Below are 26,178 nucleotides of genomic sequence, written 5' to 3'. Positions count from 1 at the left end.
CCTGCTGAGTTCCTTGCGCTGAAACGGGGCGTCCTTCGCGGACGCCCCGTTTTTCATGCGTTCGTCAGGAGCTTCGCGATCTCCGGTGCGGCCTTCTCGCGGTCCCTCGGCACCAGGCCGATGCGGGTGCGCCGGTCGAGGACGTCGTCGGCGTCCAGCGCGCCCTCGTGCTGGATCGCGTGGAGCACGTCGGCCTCGGTGACGCCCGGTGCGATCGGGGTCGTCGGTGCCGGCCTGTCGTCGACCAGGCGGATGTCCCTGGTGCGGCAGGGGATCTGCGTCAGGTTCGTCGCGTCCACCGCGTCCGCCGCCATCTTGCGGTAGGTGGTGAGCTTGCCGCCGACGACCGTGATCACGCCGTTCGGTGCCGTCAGCACGGCGTGGTGACGCGAGAGGTCCGCCGTCTGACCCTGGGCTTCGAGCAGCGGGCGCAGGCCCGCGTAGCTGCCGATCACGTCGTCGCGGGTGAGCTTTCGTTGCAGGACGTGGGATGCGGTCGTGAGCAGGAAGTCCACATCGGACTCCGGCACCTGTGGCACGTCGGGGATGTCGTCCACCGGCTCGTCGGTGAGGCCGAGGTACGCGCGGCCGTTGGCTTGGGGCAGCAGGAGTGCGTAGCGGTTGCGCTCGCTTGGGACCGGAATGGTCAGCGCTGTGCCGGTGAGGCCCGCGCTTCTCGCGTCGATCACCAGGTGGGAGCCGCGGGAGGGGCGCAGCTGCACCGGGGCGAGCGTGCCGGCCCAGACGCCGGTCGCGTTGATCACCGCCCTGGCTTTGACGCTGAAGGTGGTGCCGGTCAGTGTGTCTTGCGCTTCGGCGCCATCGCCCTGGAGCGTTCGGACTTTCGCGCGGGTGATGATTCGCGCGCCCTGTCCGGCGGCTGTTCTGGCCAGCGCGACGACGAGTTGGGCGTCGTCGACGAGTTGGCCGTCGTAGCTCAGGAGTCCGCCGGTGAGCTGCTCCGGTGCGAGACCGGGGACGAGCGCGAGGGCCTCGTGCCTGGGCACCCGGCGAGGGGGTGGGAGTACGCCGGACGGTGTGCGGGCGGCGATGCGCAGTGCGTTGCCGGCGCGGAACCCCGACATGACGAAGTGACCGGCGTTGGTGTGCAGGGGGAACAGCATCGGCAACGTGCGGGTGAGGTGCGGTGCGGTCCTGGTCATCAGGATGCCGCGTTCGACGGCGCTCTCGTGGGCGAGCCGCACGTCGCCCTTCGCGAGGTAGCGCAGGCCGCCGTGGACGAGCTTGCTGGACCACCGCGACGTCCCGAACGCCAGGTCGTGCGCCTCCAGCAGCACGGTTTTCAAGCCCCGGGAGGCTGCGTCGAGCGCGACGCCGGCGCCCGTGACCCCGCCGCCGATGACGAGCACATCGGCGACGTTCTGTTGTGCTGCCTCTAGGTCGTGCAGGCGCCTTGCGGCGTTCAGGGACGTGTTCACGGCTTCAGGGCTCCGTCCAGCTGCTTGGCGAGCTCTTCGAGGAGCGAGGTGAAGTCGAGCCCGGACGTGACGGGTCTGGTGCTCAGCACCATCGACTGGGTGCTCAGCAGCACCACCCTGGCCTGGGTCTTGGCGTCACCGAAGCGGATCGAGCCGTCGACATGTCCGGCCTCGATCTGCGCGATCAGGAACTGCTCGACCAGTCGTTGGGTGCTGCCCAGGCGCTCGGTGAGGTACGGGAGCATCAGGTCCGCGTCCAGTTGCAGGACGCGTTGCATCAGCGGGTTGGCTTCGAGCAGGCGGATGGCGTCGACGGCCCGTTTGACGAGCTGTTCGCGGGCGTTGCCGTGGCTGCCTGTGTGTTCGACCTGTTCCAGGAGGGCGGCGAACTCCCTGGTCATCAGGGCCCTGACGAGGTGGTCGACGTCCGGGTAGCGGCGGTAGAGCGTCATGCGGCTCACGTTCGCCCGTTTCGCCACGTCGGTGAGGGTCGTCCGGCGGACACCCACCTCCAAAACACACTCACGGGTGGCGTCGAGCAGAGCGTCGTGGGTGTGACGTTGAGACGTCATGTGTAACACTGTAGCAGTGACCAGGGCCCGTTGGACTTCCGAAACCGTGCCGTTGCCGCCTCATGCGCTGGCTTGGCTGAGTCAGCGTGTTGGGCTGGGGGAGCCGTCTGTCGAGGTTCCTGTGGAGGTGCCGCCGTCTGCGTTGTCGGCTGACGCCTTCACGGCGTTGGAGGCTGTGTGCACCGTTTCCGTCGAGGACGCGGATCGGGTCGGGCGGGCTGGTGGTCTCTCGTATGTGGACCTGTTGCGGCATCGCGGGTATGGGTCGTTGGCGGTGCCGGATGCGGTTGTGCTGCCTTCCTCGCCTGAAGAGGTTGTCGAGGTTCTTTCGGTTTGTGTCGAGTACGACGTTGCGGTGGTGCCGTTCGGGGGCGGTACTTCTGTGGTTGGTGGGGTTGAGGCTCTTCGTGGGTCCAAGTCTGCTGTGGTGGTGTTGGACCTGGTTGGGCTTGGTCGGCTGGTTTCTGTCGACCCTGTTTCTCGGGTTGCTGTGTTGCAGGCTGGGGTTACCGGGCCTGAAGCCGAGAAGTTGCTGGGGGAGCACGGGTTCACCCTTGGGCATGTGCCTCAGTCGTTTGAGCGGGCGACCATTGGGGGGTTTGCCGCTACTCGGTCTGCTGGGCAGGCGTCCTCTGGGTATGGGCGTTTCGAGGACATGGTCGAGTCGGTTCGGGTTGCCACTCCGGTGGGGGAGTGGGTTGCCGGGGCTGCTCCCGCTTCTGCTGCTGGGCCTGATCTGAAGCAGTTGGTTCTTGGTAGTGAAGGGTTGTTCGGGGTTATCACCGAGGTTTCTGTTCGGGTTCGGCCTGTTCCTGTTCGGCCACGGTATGAGGGGGTTGTGGTTGACGGGTGGGAGGCTGGGGTTTCGTTGGTTCGGGACCTGGCTCAGTCTGGGGTGCTGGCTGATGTCACTCGGTTGTCCGATGTGGACGAGACTGAGGTCGCGCTTGAGCTCGCCGGTTCCAAGGCTGACTTGGTGAAGAAGTACTTGAAGGTGCGTGGGGTCAAGGCGCCTTGCTTGGTGATCTTGGGGTGGGAGTGTCGGTCTCGTTCAGCGACTATGAGTGTGTTGAGTGGGCACAAGGTTGTTCGGCTTGGGCGGGCTATGGGGGCTTCTTGGCTGCATGGGCGGTTCAACGGGCCTCGGCAGCGGGATGCGTTGATTGATGCCGGCGTTTGTGTTGAGACTTTGGAGACTGCTACCCACTGGTCTCGGGTGTCCGAGCTTCGCGACTCCGTGCGTGCCGCACTGGTCGGAGAGCTTGGGGATGCGGTGGTCATGTGTCATGTGTCGCATGCTTATGAGACTGGGGCTTCGTTGTACTTCACCGTGTTGGTGCCTCGGGATCTCGAGGATCCTGTTGGGCAGTGGGGGCGGGCCAAGGTTGCTGCTTCTGAGGTGATTTCTCGGCTTGGGACCATCACGCATCATCATGCTGTTGGGCGTGATCACCTTCCCTGGTTGGGGAAGGAGATCGGGGTGGTGGGGGTTGATGTGTTGCGGGCGGTCAAGGAGCGGGTTGATCCGACTGGGATTTTGAATCCTGGGAAGTTGATTTAGAGGCGCGGGGTTGCCGTAGGTGGCTGGGGGTGCGTTGGCGGGGTGCTGTTGCGTGCTTCCCCTGGGGGCTCTGCCCCCAGACCCCCGGCAATCTGATCAGGGGGCCCGCGCCGTGGGCAGGTAGATGGCACGCCTGTTGCTTAGGGCGGCTGCCGGTTGCTTGGTGTGGTGGCGTCGGCGGTGGGGTCCCATCACGAGCCGAGCCAAGAGCGGGCCACATGCAGGTAGGGGTGTCAACTCGACGAAAAGCGTGTCGAGTTGACACCCCTACCTGCATGCAGCAAGAGCTATGGCGCGACTCGTGATGGGACCCCACCGCCCAGTGCGCTTGCTAAGGACGAAAGACGAAAGACATACGGCTCGCCTGCGGCGTCGCGTGTGGGGTGGCTAGAACTGCACGAGCATCTTGCCCGTGTTGTCTCCTCGGAGCATGCCCAGGAATGCTGACGGGGCCTGGCGTGCGCCGCCTTCGATGATGGTTTCGGTGTACTTGAGGTCGCCCTTTGCGATCCAGGTGCCTACCTCGGCGATGAAGTCCTGCTGGAGGTTTTGGTGGTCGCGTACCAGGAGGCCTCGGAGGGTCAGGCGCTTCGCGATCAGTTGGGCCAGGTTGCGGGGGGCCGGTGACGGCTCGGTGTTGTTGTACTGGGCGATTGCTCCGCAGATTGCTGCTCGGCCGTGCAGGTTCAGGGACGAGATTGCTGCTTCCAGGTGTTCGCCGCCTACGTTGTCGAAGTAGACGTCGATGCCATTCGGGGCTGCTGCGGCCAGTTGTTCGGCTACTGGGCCGTCCTTGTAGTTGAAGGCGGCGTCGAAGCCCAGTTCTTCGGTGAGGTACTTGACCTTTTCTGCGGAACCGGCTGAGCCGATCACCCTGCTGGCGCCCTTGAGGCGGGCGATTTGGCCCACGATTTGGCCCACTGCGCCTGCTGCGCCCGAGACGAAGACTGCGTCGCCCGGCTTGAACTCTGCGGTGGCCAGGAGGCCTGCGTAGGCGGTCAGGCCTGGCATGCCCAGGACGCCGAGGTATGCGGAGAGTGGGGCCACTGAGGGGTCGACCTTCACGGCGTGCTTGGCGTTGACCACGGCGTATTCGCGCCAGCCTAGGCCGTGCAGGACGTTGTCGCCTGCTGCGAAGCCTTCGGCGTTCGAGGTGACTACCTCGCCTACCGCGCCGCCCTCCAGAGGGGCGCCCACCTGGAATGGCGGGACGTAGGACTTGACGTCGTTCATGCGGCCTCGCATGTACGGGTCGACGCTCATGACCTTGTTGCGCACCAGGATCTGGCCTTCGCCCGGGGTCGGGATCTCGACTTCGGCGATCTCGAAGGTTTCTTCGGTCGGCCAGCCGTTCGGGCGGGACGCGAGCCGGACCTCTAGTGCGGTGCTGGTCATGGTGTGGCCTTCTCCCTCGTTCGTTATGCGGATCAACTATCCGTTTCAACCGTCTGGTGGTGACGACTGTTCCGGAATGTGACCTAGGCCGCAGGGAGAAGTGTGGTGACGTCGCGATATGCGAAGCCGAGCTTGCGGTAGACGGCTATCGCCGGGGCGTTGTTGTTCTCCACGAAGAGGGCGCAGGTGCCGTGGAGGGTGAGCAGGGCGGAGGTGACGAACTGGCAGATTCGCTGGCCCAGGCCCTGGTTCGTGTGGGACGGGTGGACTGCCACGCCCATCATGAAGCCGACGTCGGTGGAGGACCAGGCCTCGGCTGCGGTGGCCACCAGTTTGTTGTCGTTGTCGTGGATGCCTGCCCAGCGGTGGACTCCTGCTTCGTTCGGCCAGGCCCAGGAGTTCGGGTTTGCCTCGCGGAGCAAAGGGGTCACGTCGTCGGTGGAGTCGAGCCAGTTGGCTTCTGGCGGGAGGTCCAGGGTGCCTGTTCGGTCCATCCAGCCGAAGGGCTTGTCTTCTTGCCAGGGGGATGGCATTAGTTCCGCCACTTCCATGGCTAACGGGCGTTCTAAGAGTGGGCGTAGTTCTACGCCTCTGCCGTGGGCTGCCAGCAGGGATGCGACGCCCTCGGCTGGGCCTGAGAGGACCAGCCTGCGGCGTCTTGTGAGTGATGGGGCGTGTACGGCTACTGCGTTGCCGTGGGTCCAGGCTGCACCGCCCGACGAGAGTGCTTGGGCTGCCCAGCGGATCAACGGGTCGTTGCTGGCGTCCTGCACCTCGGCGGTGGTGCGCAAGCGGCGCACTCAGTCCTTCTGCTTGCGGCGCAACAGGGTTCGCTTCGTCAGCGAGTCCTCCAGTGCCTGGTACGCGAGGTCCATCGCCCGGTTGTACTCGCCCTGGGGGCGTGGGGGGACCGACTCGTCCGGCTGTGGAGGTGTGACCATCTGGAGCCAGCGCTCGTTCCAGAGTTGTTCTACCGCCGCCTCCCAGTGCAGGGCGGCGCCCATCCGCACGACCCGCTCGCGATCGCGCACCTCGGCGATCTCGTGCTGGGTGGCCGCTAGTCGTTCTGCCAGTTCGGCGCAGCGGACCTCGTCCAGCTTGTGCTGGCGCGCGGCCGCCTCCGTGGCGATGGCGATGATCTCCTTGTAGCGCTCGACGGCTGAGATCGCCGGCGCCCCGATCACCTCCCCGCTCTGACGCTGCGACGGGACCGACTCGAACATCGTCGTCATCATCGGGTTCATGGAGCTTCTCCAGTGTCGAACGGGATGATCACTTGCGGTCGCGAGTGCTCGAACCTGTCGAAGAACAGGCCGCGGCGTGGTCTCGGCGACCACGACATCACCTGCTCCGGTCCGAGCGACAGCAGTTCCTTGCCCTGGACGTCGAACGCCACCCAGGCGCCGATGTCGTCGTACACGCCGGGTGGGAGGCTCGCCTTCAGCCTCGTCACGCCGCGCCACCAGCCGAGCACGTGCGTGTGGTTCTCCGGGCCGTGCTTCAGCACGGTGCGGAGACTGTCCACACCGGACATCCGGGTCGCCGGATCCTTTTGCTCCAGCAACGTCTGCGCGGCGTCTACGCCGTACAGCACCAGGTAGTGCGGCTTCAGCGGTGCCTCCGACTGGCCCGTGTTGATCGACTGCAGCTCGGCCGCCGTCCTGGTCAACACGTCCTTGATGCCGTTGATGGTCACCACCGAGGCGTCGTGGCCGTCCGCGCTCAGGCGCTTCGCCAGGTGCAACGCGGAGGGCATCGCCTCCTCGACCAGGCAGGCCAGCGTGAACACCGCCTCGTGGGCGCGGTGCTGCCTGCCCAGTGACGCGGCCGCTCCGCCGAGCACGGCGGCCGCGTCCTGGACCACGGAGCCGATCACCGCGATGTTGCGGCCCGGCGTGCGGGCGAACCGCACCCGTGCCGCGCTGCCCGCTACGTCGATCACCTGTCCGAGGAGCACGGTGGGCGACGCGTCGCCCGGTCGCAGGTCGGAGAAGTCCGTCACGGCGTCGATCAGCGGGATCTTGCTTCCGTCGAACAGGCCCGGTGCGCGGCCCTTCTCCCGGTTCCACAGATCCAGCTGCAGGGAGTCCATGGTGCCCTTGGCCGTGGAGTCCGGGATGCGGCAGATCTCGTTGCCCGGCTTGACGCCGGACTCGTGGTTGATCACCGCGTGCCAGCGGGGGAGCTCGACGGCGGCGTCGTTCTGCGGCTCGGCCAGCACGCGGCGGGCCTTGGGCAGCGCGATGCGGACGGTGAACTGCTCGAAGATCGCCGACTTACCCCAGAAACCCTCGATGCCCGAGACGTCCTGGGACGACAGCACGAGGTGGATGCCCTGCGAACGGCCGCGGCGCGCCACGTCCTCCAGCAGTTGCGTCGCGGCGGCGGTGACCTGGTCGCGTTCGCCGAACAGGTACTGGAACTCGTCGATCACGGCGACGATCCGCGGCCACAGGCCGGTCGGGTCCTCGGCGCGCAGGTGCTCCAGCTTGGTGACCTCGTGCTGCTTGGCCGCGTCCGCGCGCCGGCGCATCTCGTCGGACAGGAAGCGCAGCAGTGCCACGCCGAACTCGCGGTCGGTGTTCACGTTCACGCCGACCAGGCGGGCGTGCGGCAGCCACGACGGGTCCTTGCGGCCCGGCGCGAACTGCGCGAACGACACGCCTTCCTTGAAGTCCAACAGGTACAGCTCGAGTTCGTTGGGCGAGTAGCGCGCGCACAACGACCCGAGCATCGCGTAGAGGAAGTTCGTCTTGCCGGAACCCGACGGACCGCCGATCAACGCGTGCGGCGAGGTGTCGCCGAGCTGCACGCAGACCTGTTCACCGTCGTCGAACCCCACGGGCGCGATGACCCCGGCCGACGAGTTCTCCGTCCACGGCCGGTCCGGGAGCAGGTCCTCGAACTTGCCCATGCGCGACCGCCGCTCCTCGCGCTTCTCCGCGATGGCGGCACAGGCGCGTGGCACCAGGGTGCGCGGCAGGGCGGGATCCAGCGTCACGGTCACGTGCTTGCCGGTCATCGTGCAGGTGGCGGATCCGTCGCTGCGCAACGACACCGTCTCGACCGGCGAGTTGATCGTGATCGGGATGTCCACGATGAACAGCTGCACGCCGCACGCCAAACCGTTGCGCGCCACGCGTTGCAGTTGTTGCTGTTGGTCTTCCTTCAACGCCTTGCGGTTGCCGAACAGCACCGCGACGCGCCACGGTTCGGTGCGCCGGCCCTCACCGCTGACCGAACGCACGGTCAGATGGCCGTCGACCAGAACCTTGGTGTGCACCTGGCGGATGTGCTCGGACAGCTCGTCCAGCAGCTCGTGCAGCCGCGCGGGGTCGTGCACCGTCAGCAGGTTCGCGCGGGTCAGCGGGTACAGGCCCGGCAACGACCCGGTCAGCTGGCCGACGTCCCACACGTGCACGTGCACGAGTCCCGGCTGGAAGTGCGACAGCACGCGCAGCAGCAGGGTCTCCACCAGCGTGTCCGCGAGCTGACGACTGTCCGAAGTGGACGAGATGTGCAGGTGCGCCTGGTCCAGCAGCGGCACCGCCACGGGGAACGGGGCGGCCGTCGGCGCCGACGTCACCACACCGGTGCCGATCCGCCACAGCTCCGGCACGCCCTCGCTGCCGTCGTGCGTGCCCGGATGCCCGAGCCACGACTCGTGCGGCCAGGACGCGGGCCCGGCCGCGACCGAGTTCACCAGCTCGGCCAGCTGCTCCGGGCCCGTGCTGGTCCACTCGTGGAACGACTGCTCCCAGTCGTGCTTGATCTGGGCGAGGCGCTCGTCGAACTGGCTCATCGAGAGCGGCGCCCGACGCGGGTTCTTCGTGCGCTTCTCGTCGACCGTGAGGAACGGGGTCACGTCCTTCAACGCGACGTCCTGCAGCGCCTTGTCAACGCCCATGCCGCGCACGGTGAACTCGAACATGTCCTTGGCGTGCTCGGTGGCGAGCGCCCGGTGTTCGCGCGCCACCGAGCCCAGCGCGGCCGAGACGGCGCGCTGGAACTCCGCGAAGGCGTCCTCGATCCTCTGTCGCCGGTCGTCCCGCCTGCTCATCACAGCTCCACGGTGAGTCGTTGGATGCGCTCTAGGGTTCCCACCATCAGTTCGACCTGATCGGGGAATCTTTCCTTCGCACGCACGAACTCCGGTGGAAGAAGCGACTCGTGGTGGTTCTCGCTCGACTCGGCGAGGATGGCGACCGCCTCGTCGAGGCTCTCCTGCGCTGATCGCACGCTGCGGTACGACTCACGCAGGATCTCGCTCGCCTGCTCGAGCGCGGCACGAACCTCGCCGATGGACGCCATCAAAGCCTGCTGTTGATGCCCTCGGCCCCGGAAATGCCGGCGCCGAGGTAGTTCTGCAGCTCGCTCACGCCGGACACGACCTGGGCGAACTGGGCGTTCGTCGTCTCGACGTCCGCCTGCACGGAGCCCTGCGTGACCGATGTCAGCAGCTGCTGCGCGTCCTCGGCGAGCTCAGCCGCCTGTTGGAGGGCCGACTGGCTTTGAGCCGCCTTGTCGATCGCCTGGGCAATTGCGGCACGGACCTCTTCGATGCTGGCCATGTCGGCTCCCGAACCCTCCGGAACAAGATGGTCTGACGACCACCCTTGGTAGAGATTGTGCCCAGATTTTCACAGTTGAGAGCGAAGATCGGCTAACCGGGTGGATGCCTGAATCCACTCGAACGGGCCTTGATTTAATGATCAGTTCAGCCCGCCGCAGGCCGCTTCTCCACGCGTGTAGCAACTCTCACAGCGACGCCTACAGCCCGTCGAGCGTTCCTGCCGACCGGCCGGGTGAATCAAGACGGTTTCGAGGGCGCGTTGTCACGCAAAGTTCCTGCCCCGAAAGGGTCATCTCCGGCCCAGACCTCGACCAGAACGCGCTCGGCACCGGGCACGAGGCCGTTGATGAGCTCCGGTTCGTCGAGGACGGTCCACGCCGTCGGCGGCTCGCACGCCACCCGCGGCGTCGAGAAGCCCTCACCGAGCCCGCGCACAAAGGTGCGCACGGCCCGTGCCAGCGCCGCTGAGACGTTGTGGGTGGCCTTCTCGGTGCTCGGCCGTGTGATGACCACGGCCCAACACCCCGGCTCTTCGTCCGAGCAGTCACGGGCGTCCACGATCTGAGCGTTCGCACGGCTGATGAGCGCGTCGCACGCGGCACGCGCCTGTTGCTCGTCCGCTGCCTCGACCACCACGGTGATCAGCAGCACGAGGTCGTCTTCGTCCATGGCACCCGAAATGGTGTCAGACGACCCGTCGCGTGAACTCCAGCACCCGAGTGACGGCCTCGCCGTCGGTCAGCAGCCCGTCCGCGACGTGCTCCTCGAACGCCGAGCCGCGGATGCGGCCGATGCCCTCGCGGGTGTCCGAGATCGGCACGATCTGGTCGTCCGACCCGTGCAGCCACAACGTCGGCAGGCCGCCCAGCGAAGGCCCGGAGCCGACCTCGTCCATCAGGTCGGCCAGTCCGTTCGACGCCCCGTCCCACACGCCGAGCACCGGCGACACCAGCACCAGCGCGGCGAGCCCGGAGCGCGTCTGTGCACAACGGACAGCGGCGGGCGCGGCGGTGAAGTGTCCAATGAGGACGACCGGCCGGTCCGCAGCCGCGATCACCGCTTCGAAGTTCTCGCTCACCACCACCGGAACGCCCGCGGCGCGCAGCGAGAAGGCGATGCGCTCGCCGTGCGGCAGCGCGGCGAGCCATCCAGGTACTTGCATCTACGAAGCGTAGAAGGCGCTTATCTCGATCCGGCCACCCGAGCAGACGGGGCCGAGGTTCCACGGCATGGACAGCGGAGCCGTCTCGTTCGGCGGGATCGCCGCGACCTTCGACGGCTCAGGCTGGCACGAGCCCTCCACCGGCTCGCTGCCCGCGGGCACGACGCTCCAGTGCAGGTTCGCGGAAGCCTTCGCGCCGGGCGCGAGGGTCAGGGTGGCGGGACCGGGGTCGGCCTTGCGCTCCAGTTTGGTGGGCACGGCGCCGGAACCGTTCTCCAACTGAAAACCGCTGTAGCCGTTCAACGTGCACGGCACCGTTCCACCGTTCGTCACCACGAACTTGCCGTACCTGTTTCCCGCACCGGCGTCAGTGGGAACGATCTCGCCCTTCAACGCCGCCGAGTCGCAGCGCTTCCCGTCGGGCGAGACCGCCTGGGGGTTGTCCGGTGCGGGAGCGGACGAAGAAGCCGTCGACGACGGCGTCGACGGTGCCGTCGGCAGCGTTTGCGCCGCCTCTTCCAGCGATCTCGTCCCGCATGCCGTAACGGAAGCGAGCACCAGAAGTCCGCAAGCGATCATCCGTCGAGTCATGGGTGCACCTCCTACCCGGAGGATGTGCCCAATTCCCCATCAGCCAACACAACGTGCCGGAGATTCACTCGATGGTTTGGCGGCGGAACGCTCGGTTGGCTCGCGGGAGGAAAAGAGGCCAATGCGGTGGCATTGATCGAACATGCGTTCGATACGGTCATCGGTGTGAAGCTGGTCGTGCAGGTGAAGCTGTTGCCGACGCCGGTTCAGGCAGCGGCCCTGGCGGCGACCCTGAATGCCTGCAACGCGGCCGCTGTTCACACGTCGATGGTGGCGTTCGACCGGAACGTGAAGTCTCGCAACGAGTTGCAGAAACTCTGTTACCGCGAGATCAAGGACCAGTTCGGCCTCTCGGCACAGCCCGCTGTGAGGGTCGTGAAGAAGGTCGTCGACGCTTACACAGCCCTGCATGGCGGCATTCGGGCGGGAAATCTCGGTGGCGAGACGTCTCGGCGTCGCGTCAAGGCCGAGTCGAAGCCCATAGGTTTCCGTGCGACAGCGGCGCAGCCGTTCGACGACCGATGCCTGTCGTGGCGCTACGACGAGGCCACGGTGTCCATCTGGACCACGGCCGGGCGGCTCAAGGACATCGGGTTCACGGGCTCGGCCGATCAGCTCGCGACGCCGCGGGCTCACCGACGGGGCGAGTCGGATCTGCTGTTCCGCGATGGCATGTGGTTCCTGATCGCCACCTGCGAGATGCCTGAGCCTGAGATGTTCGAGCCGACCGACTGGATCGGTGTGGACCGAGGCATCACCAACCTGGCCACCACGTCGGACCTGGACGACTTCCAGGGTCGCCGCCTGCAACGGTATCGGCGCTGGCACGCGCGCAAACGCGCCCAGTTCCAGACCAGACGGACGGCATCAGCGAACCGCCGCCTCAAGAAGCGGGCACGCAAAGAGGCGCGTCACGCCACCTGCGTCAACCACCGCATCGCCAAGGACATCGTGGCTGTTGCCCAACGCACCGGCCGTGGCATCGCTCTGGAGGATCTCCAGGGCATCCGCGACCGGGTACGGCTACGCCGGCACCAGCGAGCCACCCAGTCTTCCTGGCCGTTTCAGCAACTTGAACAGCACATCGCCTACAAGGCCCGTCGCGTGGGTGTGCCGGTGCTGTTCGTGGACGCCCGCTACACGTCGCAGATGTGCCCCCGGTGCAAACACACAGCCTGCTCGAATCGTCCCGCCAGGGACTTTTTCTCGTGTCGCCGGTGCGGTCTCGCTGGACCCGCCGATGTCGTCGCCGCCGTGAACATCCGTGACCGCGCACGGCGCGCGTGGGTATTCGTCAACATGCCCGTACCGATGGCTGTCCGGGCCGTTGGTGGATGCGACCCGCACACCACAGCCAGTGGTGGACGAGGAACGCGACTTGGCTTGAGGGAACCGAGCGCGAGCCCGGTCCTTCAGGGCTGAGGAGTTGACCGGATCTGGTGGACGTCCCAGCCGTCGGGGAGCTCGGCCATGCCCTCGAGCGCGGCGGTCCAGATGTACGTCCAGGCGATGCGCCCATCGGGCAGCACGACGCGCACGCGCCGGTAGTCCTCGCCCTCGTACTCGTCGAGCAGCGGCAGCGCGTCCTCCGGCGAGGACAGCCGCAGCACGTGCCCCGGCACGCCCAGCCCCGGGCCGGGACGCAGGGCGGGGTAGCCCAGGCCCGTGTCGAACAACGTGCCGGGCAGGTGGGTCTCCTCGGTCTCCACGACGTGCGGCTCCATCAGGTGCCAAGCGCTTGCGCCTGGCTTGAGCGTGCCGTAGACGAACAGCAGTTCGGGCCAGTCGTCGGCCGACGGCTCGCCGTGGATCTCGGTCACGTCCAGTCCGTCGTTCATCGCAGGTCTCTCGCCCAGCACGCGCGAGCCTCGCTGCGAGACGTCCGAGCAACGGACCATACGGCCGTTGAAGAGCACGGGCATCCGCTTGTTGGAGCCGGCTGTGTATGCCAGAACGCTGTCGATGACGCCACCGTTGTAGAGCACCACACGGCCCGTGTGGACGCGCACGAGTCGATAGCGCAGACCGCGTCCCTCGCAGCGGTCCAGCACTCGCAACTGGTCGGGTGTGGCGAACCAGATCGAGTGCTCCTCGGTGACGCCGGGCGCGCCCGCGAGCGTCGCCGGACGCTGCCCGTCGCGCTTGCGCAGACCGGCGGCCCAGACAGCAGCAAGGCCCTCGCACCGTGCGCGCAGCACGACTGCGGGGCCTTCGAGTCCGAGCTCTTCGCGGAGCCAGGTGAGCTTGCTGGGATTGGCGTTGGAGCCGTACCCGAGCACCGGCATTCGGCCCGCCAGAGGGGGCTCACCGTGGTTCGCAAGCCATTGGTCTAGATCGATGTTCTCCGGCTCAACACGCCATCCCGACTCCATCGTGAGGTCCGGTCGCACTGGCCAGCCCGTTTCGTCGACGTGGACGAAACAGTGGTCTGGACGAGTGCCCGGATAGGGCTCCGCCGGATGGCTTTCGTCGGTGAACGGTTGGGCCATTGGTCCATTGTGCCAGTTCGAGGGGCCAGATCGCGCCCCCTAACCGTGACCCATCCGATGTCTCTCTCGAAATCTATGAGTCCGAGTGAGAACGTTCACGTCGCATACGGGTGACTAACCCGACGTCTGCGCCGCGATCCTCCGGCGAACCTCAGGAGCCGTCATAGCTTTCCTGCGCCTGGGTGACCTCGGCCTGGTTCGCCCCGATCCACGACGCGAGCGCGACGAGGTGACCGGCGGCTCCCTTGCCGAGCGGTGTCAGCGTGTAGTCGACGTGCGGCGGGATGACCGGGTGCACCTCGCGGTGGACGAACCCGTCCCGCTCCAGCGTCCGCAACGTCTGCGTCAGCATCTTCTCGCTGGCGAGCTGCAGCTCGCGACGCAGCTCGCTGAACCGCCACGCCTCCCCGTCGGACAGCGCCTGCAGCACCAGCACGCCCCACCGGCTTGTGACGTGTTCCATGGTCGCTCGCTCCGGGCACATCGTGACCTGCATGCTCACCTCCACGTAAGTACCCAACTCCAAAGTGGGTACTTTCCAAAGGTTAGCGCTAACCGCAACCTGAGCGCATGACGATCCTCATCACCGGAGCCACCGGCCAGCTCGGCAACGCAGTGGTCCGCCACGTCCTGAACCGCACCGACGAGCAGGTCATCGTGTCCGTGCGCACCCCGGAGAAGTTCACGCTCGAGGGCGTCGAGGTCCGCCAGGGCGACTTCAACGACCCGGAGACCCTCAACTTCCAGGGCATCGACAAGCTGCTCATCGTGTCGGCCGACGACCACGACACGGACGTCCGCATCAAGCAGCACAAGAACGCCATCGCCAAGGCCGTGGAGCACGGCGTGGGCCACATCTTCTACACAAGCCTCACCGACGCCGCCACGTCCCCGTCACTCGCCGCGCCGGTGCACAAGGCCACCGAGGAGGCCATCCTCGCCACCGGCATCACCTACACGTTCCTGCGCAACGGCATGTACCACGAGAACTACCTCGACGCCCTCGCCCAGGACACCGTGGCGATCTCCACGAAGGACGGTCGAGTCGCCAGCGCGTCCCGCGACGACTTCGCCCAGGGCGCGGCCGCTGCCCTCACCACCCCCGGCCACGAGAACCAGACCTACGAGCTCACCGGCTCGACCAGCTGGTCCTTCCCGGAGCTCGCGGGCGACCGGTACCGCGACGTGACCGACGAGGACCTGATCGCGGCAGGCGTTCCCCCGTTCCTGGTCGACTTCTTCAAGTCGATCCGCAACGGCGTGTTCGCCGAGGTCCGCCCGGACCTCGAGAAGCTGCTGGGCCGCCCGACCACCCCGATCAAGGTCGCCTGAGCACCAACCAGCGCGGTGCCACCCGCACTCGCCAACGCAGCCAACCTCGACGCAAGCCCGGCGTGCGGTGCCAACCGGACAGCCTGCAACGCAACCCAGCCACCTACGGGCCTGGCGTGGCGATGCGAAGCGAGCCGTGTGAACCTCGTGCACCCTGGTTGCGGTGGGCCCAGCGAAGGGCGATTGGGGCTTTACCTTGAGGGGGCGGGATGCCACCCTCACGGGCACGGCCGGGCGCTTCTCAGCCCGGCCTTTTCCGGCCGTCTACGCATCCCGCCAGAGGCTCAAGGTCAAGCCCCAATCGCCAGCCCTTATTCGTCATGACCCGCGCGAGCACCTTCGCAAGGCGACCGTGCCCCAGGGACGCGACCAACCCCGCTGGAACCGGCGCCAGCCAATGCAACAGCCCCCGCACGCCCCAGCCTCAGGTGAACTCGGGATGCGCCTCCGGGTGCGCGTCCCACCACTTCCGGTACTCCGGATTCCGATCCAACACCGACCGGTACGCATCAGCAGCACAAGCGAACACCTCGTGCGCCCGCCCCGCCACTGGCGAGTCCCGCCGCGTGGCCACGAAGAAGTCCGTCATCAACGGCATCCCCCGCAACCGCCGGATCACGATCCCCTCCCCGGTCCGAGAAGGCGCGGCGGCAAACGACACGCACCCCGCGGCGACCAGTCCGCGGGCCATGCTCGCCTCGCCGGTGTGATGGGTGAGCCGCGGCACGAACCCGGCGTCCGCGCACACCTGGAACATCTGGGTCCGGCTCCCGATGTGCTGTTTGGGCGGCGTGACCCAGTCCCGGTCGGCCAGCGACGCCAGGTCGACCTCGTCCTGCGCCGCCAGCGGGTCCGTCTCCGGCAGCGCCACGAACGCCGGCTCCGTCACCAGCTTGCGCAGTTCGATGCCGGCCAGGTCCCGCGCGTGCATCCCGTCGAAGAACTCGAACAGGGCGACGTGGACCTGTCCGCCCTCCAGCATGTCCACGATCTCTGCGGACGAGGGCCGGACCTCGGCCCGGACGTCGGTGTTGAGCGTCCGAAGTCCCTCCACGAGACGGGCGAAGTACAGGATCGGGATGCACCCGAAGAACAACGGCCCACCTCGCCCGGTGGCGCGGGTGGTGCTCATCAGCTGGGCCATCTCGTCGAGCACCAGCCGTGCCGTGCCCAGCACTCGGCGGCCCAGATCCGTTGGGACGCAACCGCTGCGCGTTCGGTCGAACAGTTGGCCGCCGACCAGTCGCTCCACGGTGCGGAGCTGGGCCGACAGGGCGGGTTGGGTGAGGCCGAGCCGCGTAGCGGCCCTGGTGACGCTGCCTTCCTCGGCGATAGTTCGTACCGCGCGGAGGTGACGTAGCTCCAGCTCGGGCATAAAGACCTTGTATCCCCCTTCTGAATGCGCCGCCACCCTTCGATCGGGGCATAGTGACTCTCGATCGATCTTCCGGCCCAGCGCTTGCGGCAGCGCCCACGGGTCCGGCGCGGGAGGGTGCGCACCCCTCGGTTCGACGCTGCTGCCGCACACCCTGCGCTCTGCGGCAGCGGCGTCGGACCTCAAAGGCCCGTATCGAGCCCTAGGGGATGACCACGGCGGCACCGGTCACGGTGACCCGCCGGTCCGAGCGGGTCGCGTCGACCTCCAGTCGTGACGGCCGGCCCATGTCCTCGCCCTGGCTGATGACGAACCGCTGCGGCCCTTCGAGGTCGCGCAGGTAGCCGCCGAACGCGGCCGCGGCGGCACCCGTCGCCGCGTCCTCGACGACGCCCCCGACCGGGAACGGGTCGCGCGCGTGCACGAGGTCCGCGGACTCCCGCCAGAACAGGTGCACCGTCGTCAGGTCGTGCGCCAGCATCAGGTCGCGCAACGCGTCGAAGTCGTAGTCGAGTTCGGCGAGCTGGGCGCGGTCCTTCAACGGGATCAGCAGGTGGCGCGCGCCGCCGAAGCCGACGTGCACCGGGCCGTCGCCGATCTCCTTGTACCGCAACGCCTCCAAAGCGCCAGAGACCAACGACGGATCCGCGGGGGACGTGCTCGTCGGCACGCTCGTCAGCGAGGCCGTCCCGCCGGACGTCTCGATGGTGATCTCACCGGCCGCCGTGTGGAACGTCAGCGGCCCGTCGCCGATCCGCTCGGCCAGCGCGACGGCAGTGGCGATCGTGGCGTGGCCGCAGAACGGCACCTCGGCCTTGGGGCTGAAGTACCGGACGTCGAACTGGCGCTCGGCGACCCACGGCACCACGAACGCCGTCTCGGAGTAGCCGACCTTCGCGGCGATGGCGAGCATCTCGTCGCTGGACAGATCGGACGCGTCGAGCACGACACCCGCCGGGTTGCCGCCCGCCGGGTCCTTCGTGAACGCGCTGTACCGCAGGACGCCCTTGTCGCTCATACCCCGCTGCAACGCGTAGCAGTGCTGAAGTCTTCCGCCCATGTACATGCTGGTGAAGTAAGTCAGCCCGGCCTTCTCGAGCACGCGCCCGGACGCGGTGTTCTCCGCGTGGTGGCCGGCGACGACCCGGTCCGCGATGGCGAGCGCTTTGTCCCGCAGCTCCATCGCGACCCGCGTCGCGACACCCCGTCCCCAGTGCCCCGGGTCGATCCAGTACCCGATCTCGATCTCGCCCAGGTCGCCGTCGAGCATCTGCGCGAGCCCGATGACCACGCCGTCCTCGACGACCGCGTGCAGCCCGAAGCCGTGCCGCTCCCAATGCTCCAAGGCCTGCTCGTGCCGTTCGGACACGTAGTCGGGGGTCCACGGCATGCCGTTGCCGACGAACGCCGTCATCCTCGGATCGGACGCCCATCGCAGCATGTACCCGAAGTGGTCGTCCTCCCACCGCACGAGTTCCATGGGGACATCGTGCCTCAGCTGAGCTGGAGGAGTAGCTCCTCGCACGTGCGGACCACGATCTGGGCGGCCCTTCGATGGTTCTGGGGTGCGTGCACGTCCACCGCCTGCGCCTGCCAGCGGAGCAGCGCGTCGAGCAACGCCTCGCGCAGCTCACCGGCGTCGGCCTCGTACTCGAAACCCAGCCGTGCGGGCGGAGCGACGCCCTCGGCGCCGATGAGCCGCAACGCCTCGGTCTGCAGTTCGGCGGGCAGTTTCGTGCGGCCGGACTGCAACGCGGCCACGAGCCGCAGCTCGCGGAAGTCGTGCGCGGACGCGACGACCCGTTCCAGGTCGGCCACCAGCCTGCGGGCGCTCTGCCGCGGCTCCATCCGGAACAGCACGTCGAGCGCCAGCATCGCCGAGCGCGCCTTGAGCACCTCGCGGCGTTCGACGAAGTGGACCGCGATCGAGTCCCGCAGCTCGCCGAGCCCGCTGCGCTGCACCAGCTGACCGGTCAGCTTCACCTGCGAGTCGAAGCCCTGCCTGATCAACGCGGTGATCAACCGGACGCCGAAGATCCCGAACCGTTCCAGCAACGCCTGCCGCACAGTGGGTTCCATCGCCAGCGGGAACTGCTCGCCGGCGAACCTGTCCGCCGACAGCAGGTGGTCCTCCAGCTCCTCGCGGCCGAGCGAGGACAGCACCCGCAACGCCGCGAACTCGTCCTCCCGCAACGTCCTTGCGGCCACGGCGAGCAGCCCGGCGACCGAGACCACGTTCTGGCACGACGGTTCCACGGCCGGATCACGGCGGTAGCGGCGGGCGATCTGCTTGGCGGACGACAGCGCGTCGATCCGCCCGGCCCCGATCTCGTCGGCACGGGCGAGCACCGCGACCGTGTGCACCGCGGCGGTCCGTGCGATCGGGTGGTCGTTGGCGGACCGCAGGAACTTCAGGTCCTCGTCCTGCACGTGCCGCATCAGGTACACCAACGCGTCCGCGTCGCCGAGCACCTGTTCCGGCGTGGCCTCGGACGGGGTGTCGATCAGCACGACGTCGCGCAGCGTCCGCGCGGGCCAGTCGACGACGACCCGGTCGGAACGGTCGAACTGGCCCGCCTCGACGTGGTTCCGGTTGCCCCGCCTGCCGATCGTGAGCTCGTGCGGCCGGCCGGGGCCGGTGAAGGCGTGTGCCCGCGGTTCGGTGCCGCCGCGGTACCAGACGAACGAGTTCTGCGGCGTGAACTCGTCACCGATCAGGGCGTTGACCACAGTGGACTTGCCGATCCGCGACCGGCCGGCCACCGCGATCCGCACGGGTTCGGTGTAGCGCTCGGCGTGCGAGCGCAGCCAGGCCGTGGCGCGGGGGCTGTCGCGGTAGACACCCAGCGCCTCTTGCAGCATCGACCAGACGACGCGGTCCAGTGTCACGCGGTGAGCTCCATCGCGGGACCCCCGAGTGCCTGCACCCGCTTGTAGAGCGTGACGAGTCTGTCCAGCTCCTTGCGGCCTTCGCGCATCCTGCGCTCGCGTTCGGTCTGGTCGTCCTGCACCGCGCGCTTGGCGCTGCGGGCCGACTCCAGCAACGTCTCCTGCAGCTCCTCGGCGAGCGTGCTGAAGTGGTTGCGCAGCGAGCGCTGGATGTGCCGCCCGGAATCGCGGACGTCCTTGGAGAACTTCATGAAGAAGTCGTCCACGTGCCGTTGCGCGGCGGCCTTCGCGGCAGCCTGGCGGCGCTTCAGCCGTTGGTCGCTCTCGTCCAGAATGGACTTCCCGCCGAACAGCGCGCCGGCGCCGAGCGAGATCACGTTGATCAGCGGCATGCCCGCGAGCGACGTGACCAGACCGAACATCAGCACGCCGCCGTAGGAGCCGCGCAGACCCGTGAAGAGCTTCTGCGGCATCGAGAACGGCTCGATCTTCGGCTTCTCCAGCTTGCTCGCCGGCTCCAGCAGGTCGTCCGGCAGCACCGAACCCGGGATCAGGTCCTCGCGGTAGACGGGGAAGTTCCTCGCGACCTTCGCGGCCACCCACTCCGCGCGTTCCATCAGCCAGGCGAAGTTCGTGGTGGCGGCCTCGTTGAGGTTGTCCTCGAGCCACTGCTCGAACTTGTCCCAGCCGATCGCGGGATCGGCCTCGTCGTAGGTCTTGTCGACCTCGCGCAGGATCTTGCGGGTCCGGTCGCGCAGGTCGTACTCGACGTCGGAGATCAGGTCGGCCATCTCGTCGTTGAGCACGTTCTGCCAGCGCGCGGACCGGCGGCGCAGCTCGTCGACGCGTCGCTGGGCCTCCTGCAGCGTCGAGATCGTGGCGACCGTGTGGGACGAGTCGTGGGTCGTGAGCTCCTCGCGCAACGGCGTGACGAGCTGGGTGAGCGCGCTGGACGCGACGACGGCGACGGCGCGACGCGCCAGCAGGTCAGCTGAAGCCACGATGTCGCTCTGCACGCACGTCACCAGCTCGGGGAAGCCGGACTCGGTGTTGAGGCGCTGGTCGCCGGTCTTCGCGGCGCGCAGCCGCAGCGCGCTCGACACGGGGATCAGCTTCGCGCGGATGCCGGCGCGGGCGAGCAGCGCCCGGTTGCGTTCCACGACGTGGCGCCAGCTCGGCACGAGGTCGATCTTCGTGACGACCACCGTGACGTTCGGGCAGGCCTCCATGACCTTCTTGAGCAGCGTCATCTCCGCCGACGTCAGCTCGCCCGTCGCGTCGGAGACCAGCAGCACGGCGTCGGCCTGCATCAGCGTCGCGAACGTGCTCGCGGTGTGCGCGGAGCGGGTGTCGCCGACACCGGGGGTGTCGATCAGGACCAGGCCGCTGTCGAGCAGCGCACGCGGAATGCCGATCTCGGCTCGCACGACGTGCTGCGCGGCGGCCTGTTTCGTCACCTGGTCGATCGGCACGGCGATGCGCTCGGTCGGGGTGTGGAAGATCGATCCGCCCGCCGAGGCGTTGCGGACGAGAGCCGCGGACGGGGTGTCCGCGTGCTGGACGAAGGTCGGCACAGTCGTCGTGATGTCGTCGCCCACCGCACACACGGGTGCGTTGAGCAGCGCGTTCACGAGCTGGCTCTTGCCTTGCTTGGACTCGCCGACGACGAGAACGCGCAACTTGGGGTCCAGTTGCTGTGCCCGCTTTTCCCGCAGCCGGGCCTCCAGATCGGGCCTCCGGTGCGTGACGCAGGCCCCGATCGTCTCGTCGAGCACGTCGAGCCAGGGCGGTGCCATCACCTGACTCATAGTGCCGTGTTCACCCCCTTGGGTGAAAGCCTCGAACGCAATACCGGTTTTGAACGGGCGGATGGGGCTGTTCGGGAGGGCGGTGACGTTCCTCACCGAGGTGGAACGTGAACCGGTTTGATCGTTTTGTCAGATGTGTCGGCCGAGACGACGAACCGGCCCTGTCCACAGGAGACAGGGCCGGTCCGCGCGGGAAGGGTGGCTCAGCCGAGCAGGCCCAGGTCCAGGTCGCCGACGACCGGGACGTTGTGGGTCACGTCGGTGACGGTGCCGAGCACGTTGCCGACGCCGTGGTCGCCGCCGAGCACGTTGCCGACGCCCGCGTCGCCGGCCACACCGGCAACGCCGGTCGCCGTGCCGACGAGGCCGGTCGCGGTGCTCGTGACCTGGCCGACGGTGTCCAGCGAGTGCAGGCCGACGTCGCCGTTGGCCAGGTCGTCCAGGCCGCTCGTGTTCAGCACGCCGAGGCTCAGGTCGCTGCCGCCCAGCACGCCGAGGGCGTCGTGGCCGAGGCCCGTCACGCCGTCCAGCTGGCCGAGGACGCCGTCCAGGCCGGGAACGGCCGAGGTGACGCCGTCGAGCGGCGCGTCGACGGTCGCCGTGGCGGTGTCGGCCACGTCGAGGACGGTGCCGGTGAGCGGGGACGCGGTCTGGTCGAGGACCGAGGTCACGTCGGTCACGGCGGAGAAGTCACCGTCGATGCCCAGGCCGACCCGGGCGTACTCACCGAGGGACTGGTTCGCCGCGGCGAGCTGGAGGCCGTCCTCGCCCACCGCGAGCATGCCGGCGGAGGAGGTCTGCAGCTCGGTGAGGCTCAGGCCCGACGTGGTCAGCTGAGACGCGACGGCCTGCAGCTGGCTGATGGCGCCGAGGGGGCCGTCCGCGAGGAGGTCACCGGCGGGCAGGGTCAGGTCGACACTCTCGACGGCGGGCAGGCCGGCGGGGGTGGCGGGCAGCAGGTCGAGGACCAGCGGGATGACTTCCTGCACGTCGACGGCCGTGATGTCGGCCAGGCCAGCCTGCTCCAGGGTGCCCTGAGCGTCGGCCGCGAAGGCGTCCTTGAGCGACGGGTCGCTGAGCAGGTTGAGCACGAAGTCGTGGAGCGTGCTGGGCTGGATCATCTCTGGGAACTCCTGGTGAGGCACGGATGTCGGGCGGGGTGTGTGGCTGAAAGTTATGAGGGCAGGCCCCTGACCGGCATCGGGGATCACTCCCAGTGAATCCCCGTTCCCCAATGGGGTGACGGTCGTTGACCCCCTAGGGGGTTAGGGGCCTCGCTTGAGCGTCTCTTGTTCACCCGTGTAGGTACTGGTCGCTGCTGCGAACAGGTGAGGAAGAGACTTGGCGTACGTACTGGGAGTCGATGTCGGCACCACCCGGACGACGGCTGCCGTGTGCCGCCTCGACGGTGCCCGCGATGCCGAGATCGTCCTGGTGGTGCCGTCGTCGCTGCAGCTCACGGACGCAGGGACGTTCTCGGTCGGTGAGCGCGCGGTACCCGGATGGACGGCCACGGGCTTCGCCCGGCGGGTCGGCGACGCCGTGCCGTTCTCGCTGGGCCCGGAGACGTGCCCGGCGGAGGAGCTCACCGCGTTGCTGATCATGTGGGTGGTCGGTGAGGTGGTCGCCCGAGAGGGTGAACAGCCCCGTCACCTGGCGGTGAGTCACCCGGCCGGGTGGGGTCCCTATCGGCGAGGACAGCTCTTCGCGGCGATGCGGGCAGTCGGACTGCACGACGTGACGCTCGTCCCAGAGCCGTTGGCAGCTGCGGAGAACCACGCCGTGCGTTCCCGTGTGGTGTCCAAGGCGTCGTTGGCGGTGTTCTCGCTGGGCAGCCACGCGTTCTCCACGTCCGTGGTCCGCCGGGCGCAGAACCGGACGTTCGAACTGGTCAACCACGTCGACGGCGTCGACCACCACACCGGCGCCGACTTCGACGACCTGCTGCAGGGCCTGGTGCGCGGCCGGCTGGGCAAGGACGGTCAGGTGTCGTCCGCCGAGTGCGAGGCGGCGAAGCGTGCGTTCGGCCCGTCCGCGCCGTCCGTGGTGGTCAGCGGCGTCGAGATCGCCCGCGACGAGTTCGTCGAGGAGATCCGGCCGTCCGTCGAGCACCTCGTCAGCACGTTCGTGCGCGCTGTCGGGACGGTGCAGCCGGACGCCGTGCTGCTCGTCGGCGGAGCCTGCCGGATGCCCGTGATCGGCGACGCGCTGTCGTCCGCGGTCGACTGCCGCGTGCTGGCGGAGGCCGCCCCCGAGCACTCGGTCGCCAAGGGCCTCGCGGTCGCCGCGCGGCTCGTCCTGATGGGCCCCGAGGTCGAGCCGGAACCGCTCGACACCTCGGTCCTGCTGCACACCCGTGAACAGTCGTTGCGCTTCCCCGTCGGCGAGGTCGCCGGCCCCGACGACGACTTCACCGCTCCACCGCCCCGCCCGCCGGTGGACGTGTCCCCGCTGGAACTGCCCCCGAGGCGGGTGAAGCGCGTCGCGCGCGTGCTGAAACCCGCCGGGCGCCGCTCGAGTTCCAGCTCCCGATCCCGAGACGATGATGAGGACGGCCGTTGAGCGTGACCACACGAGCCAGGTTGGTGCTGGACGCCCCAGTGCGAGGCGTCCTGGACCGGATCGACGAGGCCGCCGCGGGCACCCGCCTGCGCGTTGTCGTTGCGGCACCTGGTGGTTACGGCAAGACAGCGCTGCTTTCGGAGATCACCAACACCGCTGTGCGCGTGGTGGACGACGCGCACCTGCTGGACGATGCCTCCCTGCGCGCACTTGCCGATGAACCGCTTCTGGTCCTGGCCCACCGCCCCTGGCCACGCCGCGCGGCGCTGGCCGAACTGACCCGCGGCGCCGTCGTGGTGCCGTTGGCGCCGCTGTCGCGCGACCAGGTCCGCGAGGTGCTGAACGCCCCCAAGCCCGTCGCCGACTTCGTCTTCGCGCAGACCGGCGGTGTTCCGCTGTTCGTGGAACGCCTCGGGGCCGTGTCCGAGGTGTCCTCGGACGTCCTCGGTGCGTTTCGCGCCGACCTCGACTGGCTGGACGCCGACCTGCAGAAGTTCCTGCTGGCCGCCGAGGCCGGGGCCGCCCAGCGACTGGACCTGTTGTCTTCCCTGCTGGGCAAGGACTTCGACGAGGTCAGCGACATCATCGAGGCCGCTCGGGCCACCGGGATGCTGGCCGAGGACGGCACTTTGTGGCCGTTGGTGTTGCGGGCCGTCGGTGCGTTGACCCGTGCCGAGCGTCGGATCGCGGTCCGGCAGAAGCTGGCGCAGCTGCAGCTGGACCGTGGTGGTCCGGTTCTGGAGCTCGTTCGGCCGTTGGTCGACACCGGGATCGGCGGGCCCGTGTTCGTCGCGGCTGCTCGGGAGGCGTTGGCCTCCGATCCTGCCTTGGCTGCACGGTTGTTCAAGGCCTCCACCGGCGGTGGGACGCCGTCCGCCGAGACCGCTGCCGCTTGGGCCACCGCTTCGGCGATGGCTGGGGACCTGGACGGAGCGTTGCGGCTGGCCGACCAGGTCATCAGCGTTGCCGACTCGCCGCATCGGCGTACTGCTGCCGAGGTGGCGGCTGTTGCGTTGGCGCATCGAGGGCAGTTGGCTCGGTCGACCGAGCTGTTCCGGTGGGCTGCCACGCCTTATGCGGCCGCGTTCGCCGGGATCGGGTTGATCGGGACCGGGCATCTTTTCGAGGAGACGCCTCCGCAGCCTCCCACGATGCTGGGCGGCGCGGCCTCGTTGATGTTGCAGGGGGTTCGGCAGTCGGTGGCCGGCGGCGAGACCGCCGCTCTGTCCACTTTGGTGCGTGCTTCGTCGATGCTCGAACCTGCCGGCGGAGCCGTTTTGTTGCCGGACAGCCCTGCGGCGTTGGCTGCTTTGGTGGCTGTGCACTGCGGTGAGCCGAACGTGGCCGAGTCGGTGCTGGACCGGGCTGTCGAGAACGGCACCGGCGGGGTGCTGATGTCCGTGCGGCATCGGTTGTTGCAGGCCTGGGTGCACATGTTGCGCGGCAATCTGGGCGTTGCTCGCGAGGTTTTGATGTCCGTTCGGGGCGCTTTTGAGCCTCGTGACTGGATTTTCGCGGTGGCGTTGGAGGTTGGGGTTGCTCGGCGGAACTCCGACCTGGCTACCTTGCGACGGACTTGGGAGCAGGCCTGTGAGGCTGTGCTTCGGCATCCGGTGGATTTGTTTTCGTTGTTGCCGTTGGGGGAGTTCGCTGCTGCTGCCGCTCGGTTGAGGGATCAGGAGCGGTTGGCGCCTCACCTCGCGCAGGCTGCTGCTTTGTTGCGGTCGTTGGGGAATCCGCCGTTGTGGGCATCGCAGTTGCATTGGTCGCTGTTGCACGCGGCGATCATCGATGAGAACTCTGTGGCTGCTGAGGAGCATGCTGCGGCGTTGGCTGTTCATCGGGAGCGGAGTCGGTACTGCGCTGTGTTGTCCGCTGCTGCTGAGTGTTGGCTGGATGTGGTGGCTGGGGACGTTGACGCTGATCGGGTTGAGGAGGCTGCTCGTGGCCTGCACGCGGTTGGGTTGTGGTGGGACGCTTCTCGGTTGGCTGGGCAGGCTGCGATCCGGACTTCCGATCGGCAGGCGATGGTTCGGTTGTTGGACTGTGCACGGTTGTTGCAGGGGCGGCCGGTTTCTGCACGTCGGGTTGAGGCTGATGTTGCTGTTCCTGTGGTCGAGGATGCTGGGAAGTTGAGTGACCGGGAGCGGGAGGTGGCTCGGTTGGTGTTGGAGGGGATGACCTACAAGCAGGTTGGGGATCGGTTGTTCATCTCCGCCAAGACTGTTGAGCACCATGTTGCTCGGATGAGGCAGCGGTTGGGGGCGGCTTCCCGGTCTGATCTTTTGGCTCAGTTGCGGCATATTTTGGGGGGTTGAGGCGGCTTCTTCGGGTGGTTGCTGTTGCGGGCGGCCCTGCTGTTGCGTGCTTCCCTGGGGGCTCTGCCCCCAGACCCCCGGCAATCTGATCAGGGGGTCCACGCCGCCCGTA

Annotated in this window: 23 protein-coding genes; 5 read left to right on the top strand and 18 right to left on the bottom strand. The window is 67.9% G+C overall.

The window, feature by feature from the left end; all coding sequences use genetic code 11:
- Positions 1-53: 53 nt before the first annotated feature.
- Positions 54-1,439 (bottom strand): glycerol-3-phosphate dehydrogenase/oxidase, encoded by a 1,386-nt coding sequence (locus IEY88_RS42940; protein ID WP_189160655.1) that lies wholly within the window; start codon positions 1,437-1,439, stop codon positions 54-56.
- Positions 1,436-2,011 carry a TetR/AcrR family transcriptional regulator gene (locus IEY88_RS42935; protein WP_189160654.1) on the bottom strand — a complete coding sequence of 192 codons (576 nt, stop codon included), beginning with the start codon at positions 2,009-2,011 and terminating at the stop codon, positions 1,436-1,438. Before IEY88_RS42935 ends, IEY88_RS42940 begins: the two co-directional genes overlap by 4 nt.
- On the opposite strand from IEY88_RS42935, the gene IEY88_RS42930 reads away from it, so the two are divergent.
- Positions 2,010-3,572, top strand: coding sequence for an FAD-binding oxidoreductase (locus IEY88_RS42930; protein WP_189160653.1), 1,563 nt, complete (start codon positions 2,010-2,012; stop codon positions 3,570-3,572). The two genes, IEY88_RS42935 and IEY88_RS42930, sit on opposite strands and share 2 nt — an antisense overlap.
- A 387-nt stretch (positions 3,573-3,959) precedes the next feature.
- Here the strand turns inward: IEY88_RS42930 and IEY88_RS42925 are convergent, their stop codons facing one another.
- The 9 genes from IEY88_RS42925 to IEY88_RS42885 form a co-directional block, all read right to left on the bottom strand.
- Positions 3,960-4,967, bottom strand: a complete 1,008-nt coding sequence (locus IEY88_RS42925) for an NADP-dependent oxidoreductase (protein WP_189160652.1) — start codon at positions 4,965-4,967, stop codon at positions 3,960-3,962.
- Positions 4,968-5,050: 83 nt separating this feature from the next.
- Positions 5,051-5,518 (bottom strand): GNAT family N-acetyltransferase, encoded by a 468-nt coding sequence (locus tag IEY88_RS42920; RefSeq protein WP_189160651.1) that lies wholly within the window; start codon positions 5,516-5,518, stop codon positions 5,051-5,053.
- A 249-nt stretch (positions 5,519-5,767) separates the two neighbouring features.
- Positions 5,768-6,211, bottom strand: a complete 444-nt coding sequence (locus IEY88_RS42915) for a hypothetical protein (RefSeq protein WP_189160650.1) — start codon at positions 6,209-6,211, stop codon at positions 5,768-5,770.
- Positions 6,208-9,027, bottom strand: coding sequence for an FtsK/SpoIIIE domain-containing protein (locus IEY88_RS42910; protein ID WP_189160649.1), 2,820 nt, complete (start codon positions 9,025-9,027; stop codon positions 6,208-6,210). Before IEY88_RS42910 ends, IEY88_RS42915 begins: the two co-directional genes overlap by 4 nt.
- Complete coding sequence (locus tag IEY88_RS42905) at positions 9,027-9,278, bottom strand: hypothetical protein (protein ID WP_189160648.1); 252 nt, start codon at positions 9,276-9,278, stop codon at positions 9,027-9,029. The genes IEY88_RS42910 and IEY88_RS42905 overlap by 1 nt, the downstream gene beginning before the upstream one ends.
- A complete protein-coding gene (locus IEY88_RS42900) occupies positions 9,278-9,538 on the bottom strand; it encodes a hypothetical protein (protein WP_030481403.1) in 261 nt (86 codons plus the stop codon). Before IEY88_RS42900 ends, IEY88_RS42905 begins: the two co-directional genes overlap by 1 nt.
- Positions 9,539-9,777: 239 nt before the next feature.
- The gene (locus IEY88_RS42895; RefSeq protein ID WP_189160647.1) at positions 9,778-10,209 is read right to left on the bottom strand and encodes a hypothetical protein; all 432 of its coding nucleotides are present in this window, start codon (positions 10,207-10,209) and stop codon (positions 9,778-9,780) included.
- 16 nt (positions 10,210-10,225) lie between these two features.
- On the bottom strand, positions 10,226-10,702 hold the full coding sequence (locus IEY88_RS42890) for an alpha/beta fold hydrolase (RefSeq protein WP_189160646.1): 477 nt from the start codon (positions 10,700-10,702) through the stop codon (positions 10,226-10,228).
- Complete coding sequence (locus IEY88_RS42885; RefSeq protein WP_189160645.1) at positions 10,703-11,293, bottom strand: DUF4232 domain-containing protein; 591 nt, start codon at positions 11,291-11,293, stop codon at positions 10,703-10,705.
- A 126-nt stretch (positions 11,294-11,419) separates the two neighbouring features.
- Between IEY88_RS42885 and IEY88_RS42880 the strand changes: the two genes are divergently transcribed.
- Entirely contained in the window at positions 11,420-12,715 is a 1,296-nt protein-coding gene (locus IEY88_RS42880) for an RNA-guided endonuclease InsQ/TnpB family protein (RefSeq protein WP_229694317.1), read from the top strand.
- Here IEY88_RS42880 and IEY88_RS42875 read toward each other — a convergent pair.
- A complete protein-coding gene (locus tag IEY88_RS42875) occupies positions 12,706-13,578 on the bottom strand; it encodes a gamma-glutamylcyclotransferase (RefSeq protein ID WP_229694316.1) in 873 nt (290 codons plus the stop codon). The genes IEY88_RS42880 and IEY88_RS42875 overlap by 10 nt on opposite strands.
- A gap of 355 nt (positions 13,579-13,933) precedes the next feature.
- Positions 13,934-14,245: a winged helix-turn-helix transcriptional regulator gene (locus IEY88_RS42870; RefSeq protein WP_229694315.1), complete on the bottom strand. Its 312-nt coding sequence runs from the start codon at positions 14,243-14,245 to the stop codon at positions 13,934-13,936.
- 107 nt (positions 14,246-14,352) lie between these two features.
- Between IEY88_RS42870 and IEY88_RS42865 the strand changes: the two genes are divergently transcribed.
- Positions 14,353-15,114 carry an SDR family oxidoreductase gene (locus tag IEY88_RS42865; protein ID WP_189160643.1) on the top strand — a complete coding sequence of 254 codons (762 nt, stop codon included), beginning with the start codon at positions 14,353-14,355 and terminating at the stop codon, positions 15,112-15,114.
- 424 nt (positions 15,115-15,538) lie between these two features.
- On the opposite strand, the gene IEY88_RS42860 is transcribed toward IEY88_RS42865, so the two are convergent.
- The 5 genes from IEY88_RS42860 to IEY88_RS42840 all read right to left on the bottom strand — a co-directional run bounded on the left by IEY88_RS42860 (position 15,539) and on the right by IEY88_RS42840 (position 22,307).
- A complete protein-coding gene (locus IEY88_RS42860) occupies positions 15,539-16,489 on the bottom strand; it encodes a LysR family transcriptional regulator (protein ID WP_189160642.1) in 951 nt (316 codons plus the stop codon).
- A gap of 202 nt (positions 16,490-16,691) precedes the next feature.
- Complete coding sequence (locus IEY88_RS45340; protein WP_189160641.1) at positions 16,692-17,969, bottom strand: PhzF family phenazine biosynthesis isomerase; 1,278 nt, start codon at positions 17,967-17,969, stop codon at positions 16,692-16,694.
- 14 nt (positions 17,970-17,983) lie between these two features.
- The gene (locus IEY88_RS42850; protein ID WP_189160640.1) at positions 17,984-19,378 is read right to left on the bottom strand and encodes a P-loop NTPase family protein; all 1,395 of its coding nucleotides are present in this window, start codon (positions 19,376-19,378) and stop codon (positions 17,984-17,986) included.
- Complete coding sequence (locus tag IEY88_RS42845; protein ID WP_189160667.1) at positions 19,375-21,174, bottom strand: dynamin family protein; 1,800 nt, start codon at positions 21,172-21,174, stop codon at positions 19,375-19,377. Before IEY88_RS42845 ends, IEY88_RS42850 begins: the two co-directional genes overlap by 4 nt.
- A 215-nt stretch (positions 21,175-21,389) precedes the next feature.
- Complete coding sequence (locus IEY88_RS42840) at positions 21,390-22,307, bottom strand: IniB N-terminal domain-containing protein (protein WP_189160639.1); 918 nt, start codon at positions 22,305-22,307, stop codon at positions 21,390-21,392.
- A 220-nt stretch (positions 22,308-22,527) separates the two neighbouring features.
- On the opposite strand from IEY88_RS42840, the gene IEY88_RS42835 reads away from it, so the two are divergent.
- Together IEY88_RS42835 and IEY88_RS42830 are read left to right on the top strand one after the other, a co-directional pair.
- Complete coding sequence (locus tag IEY88_RS42835) at positions 22,528-23,748, top strand: Hsp70 family protein (protein WP_189160638.1); 1,221 nt, start codon at positions 22,528-22,530, stop codon at positions 23,746-23,748.
- Between the two features lie 2 nt (positions 23,749-23,750).
- Complete coding sequence (locus IEY88_RS42830) at positions 23,751-26,066, top strand: helix-turn-helix transcriptional regulator (RefSeq protein WP_189160637.1); 2,316 nt, start codon at positions 23,751-23,753, stop codon at positions 26,064-26,066.
- Positions 26,067-26,178: the final 112 nt, after the last annotated feature.

Source organism: Lentzea pudingi, from assembly GCF_014646255.1.
In the GTDB taxonomy this organism is placed as follows: Bacteria; Actinomycetota; Actinomycetes; order Mycobacteriales; family Pseudonocardiaceae; genus Lentzea; species Lentzea pudingi.
Note: the sequence above shows the minus strand (reverse complement) of the source record. Positions and strands in the feature narration are given on the sequence as shown.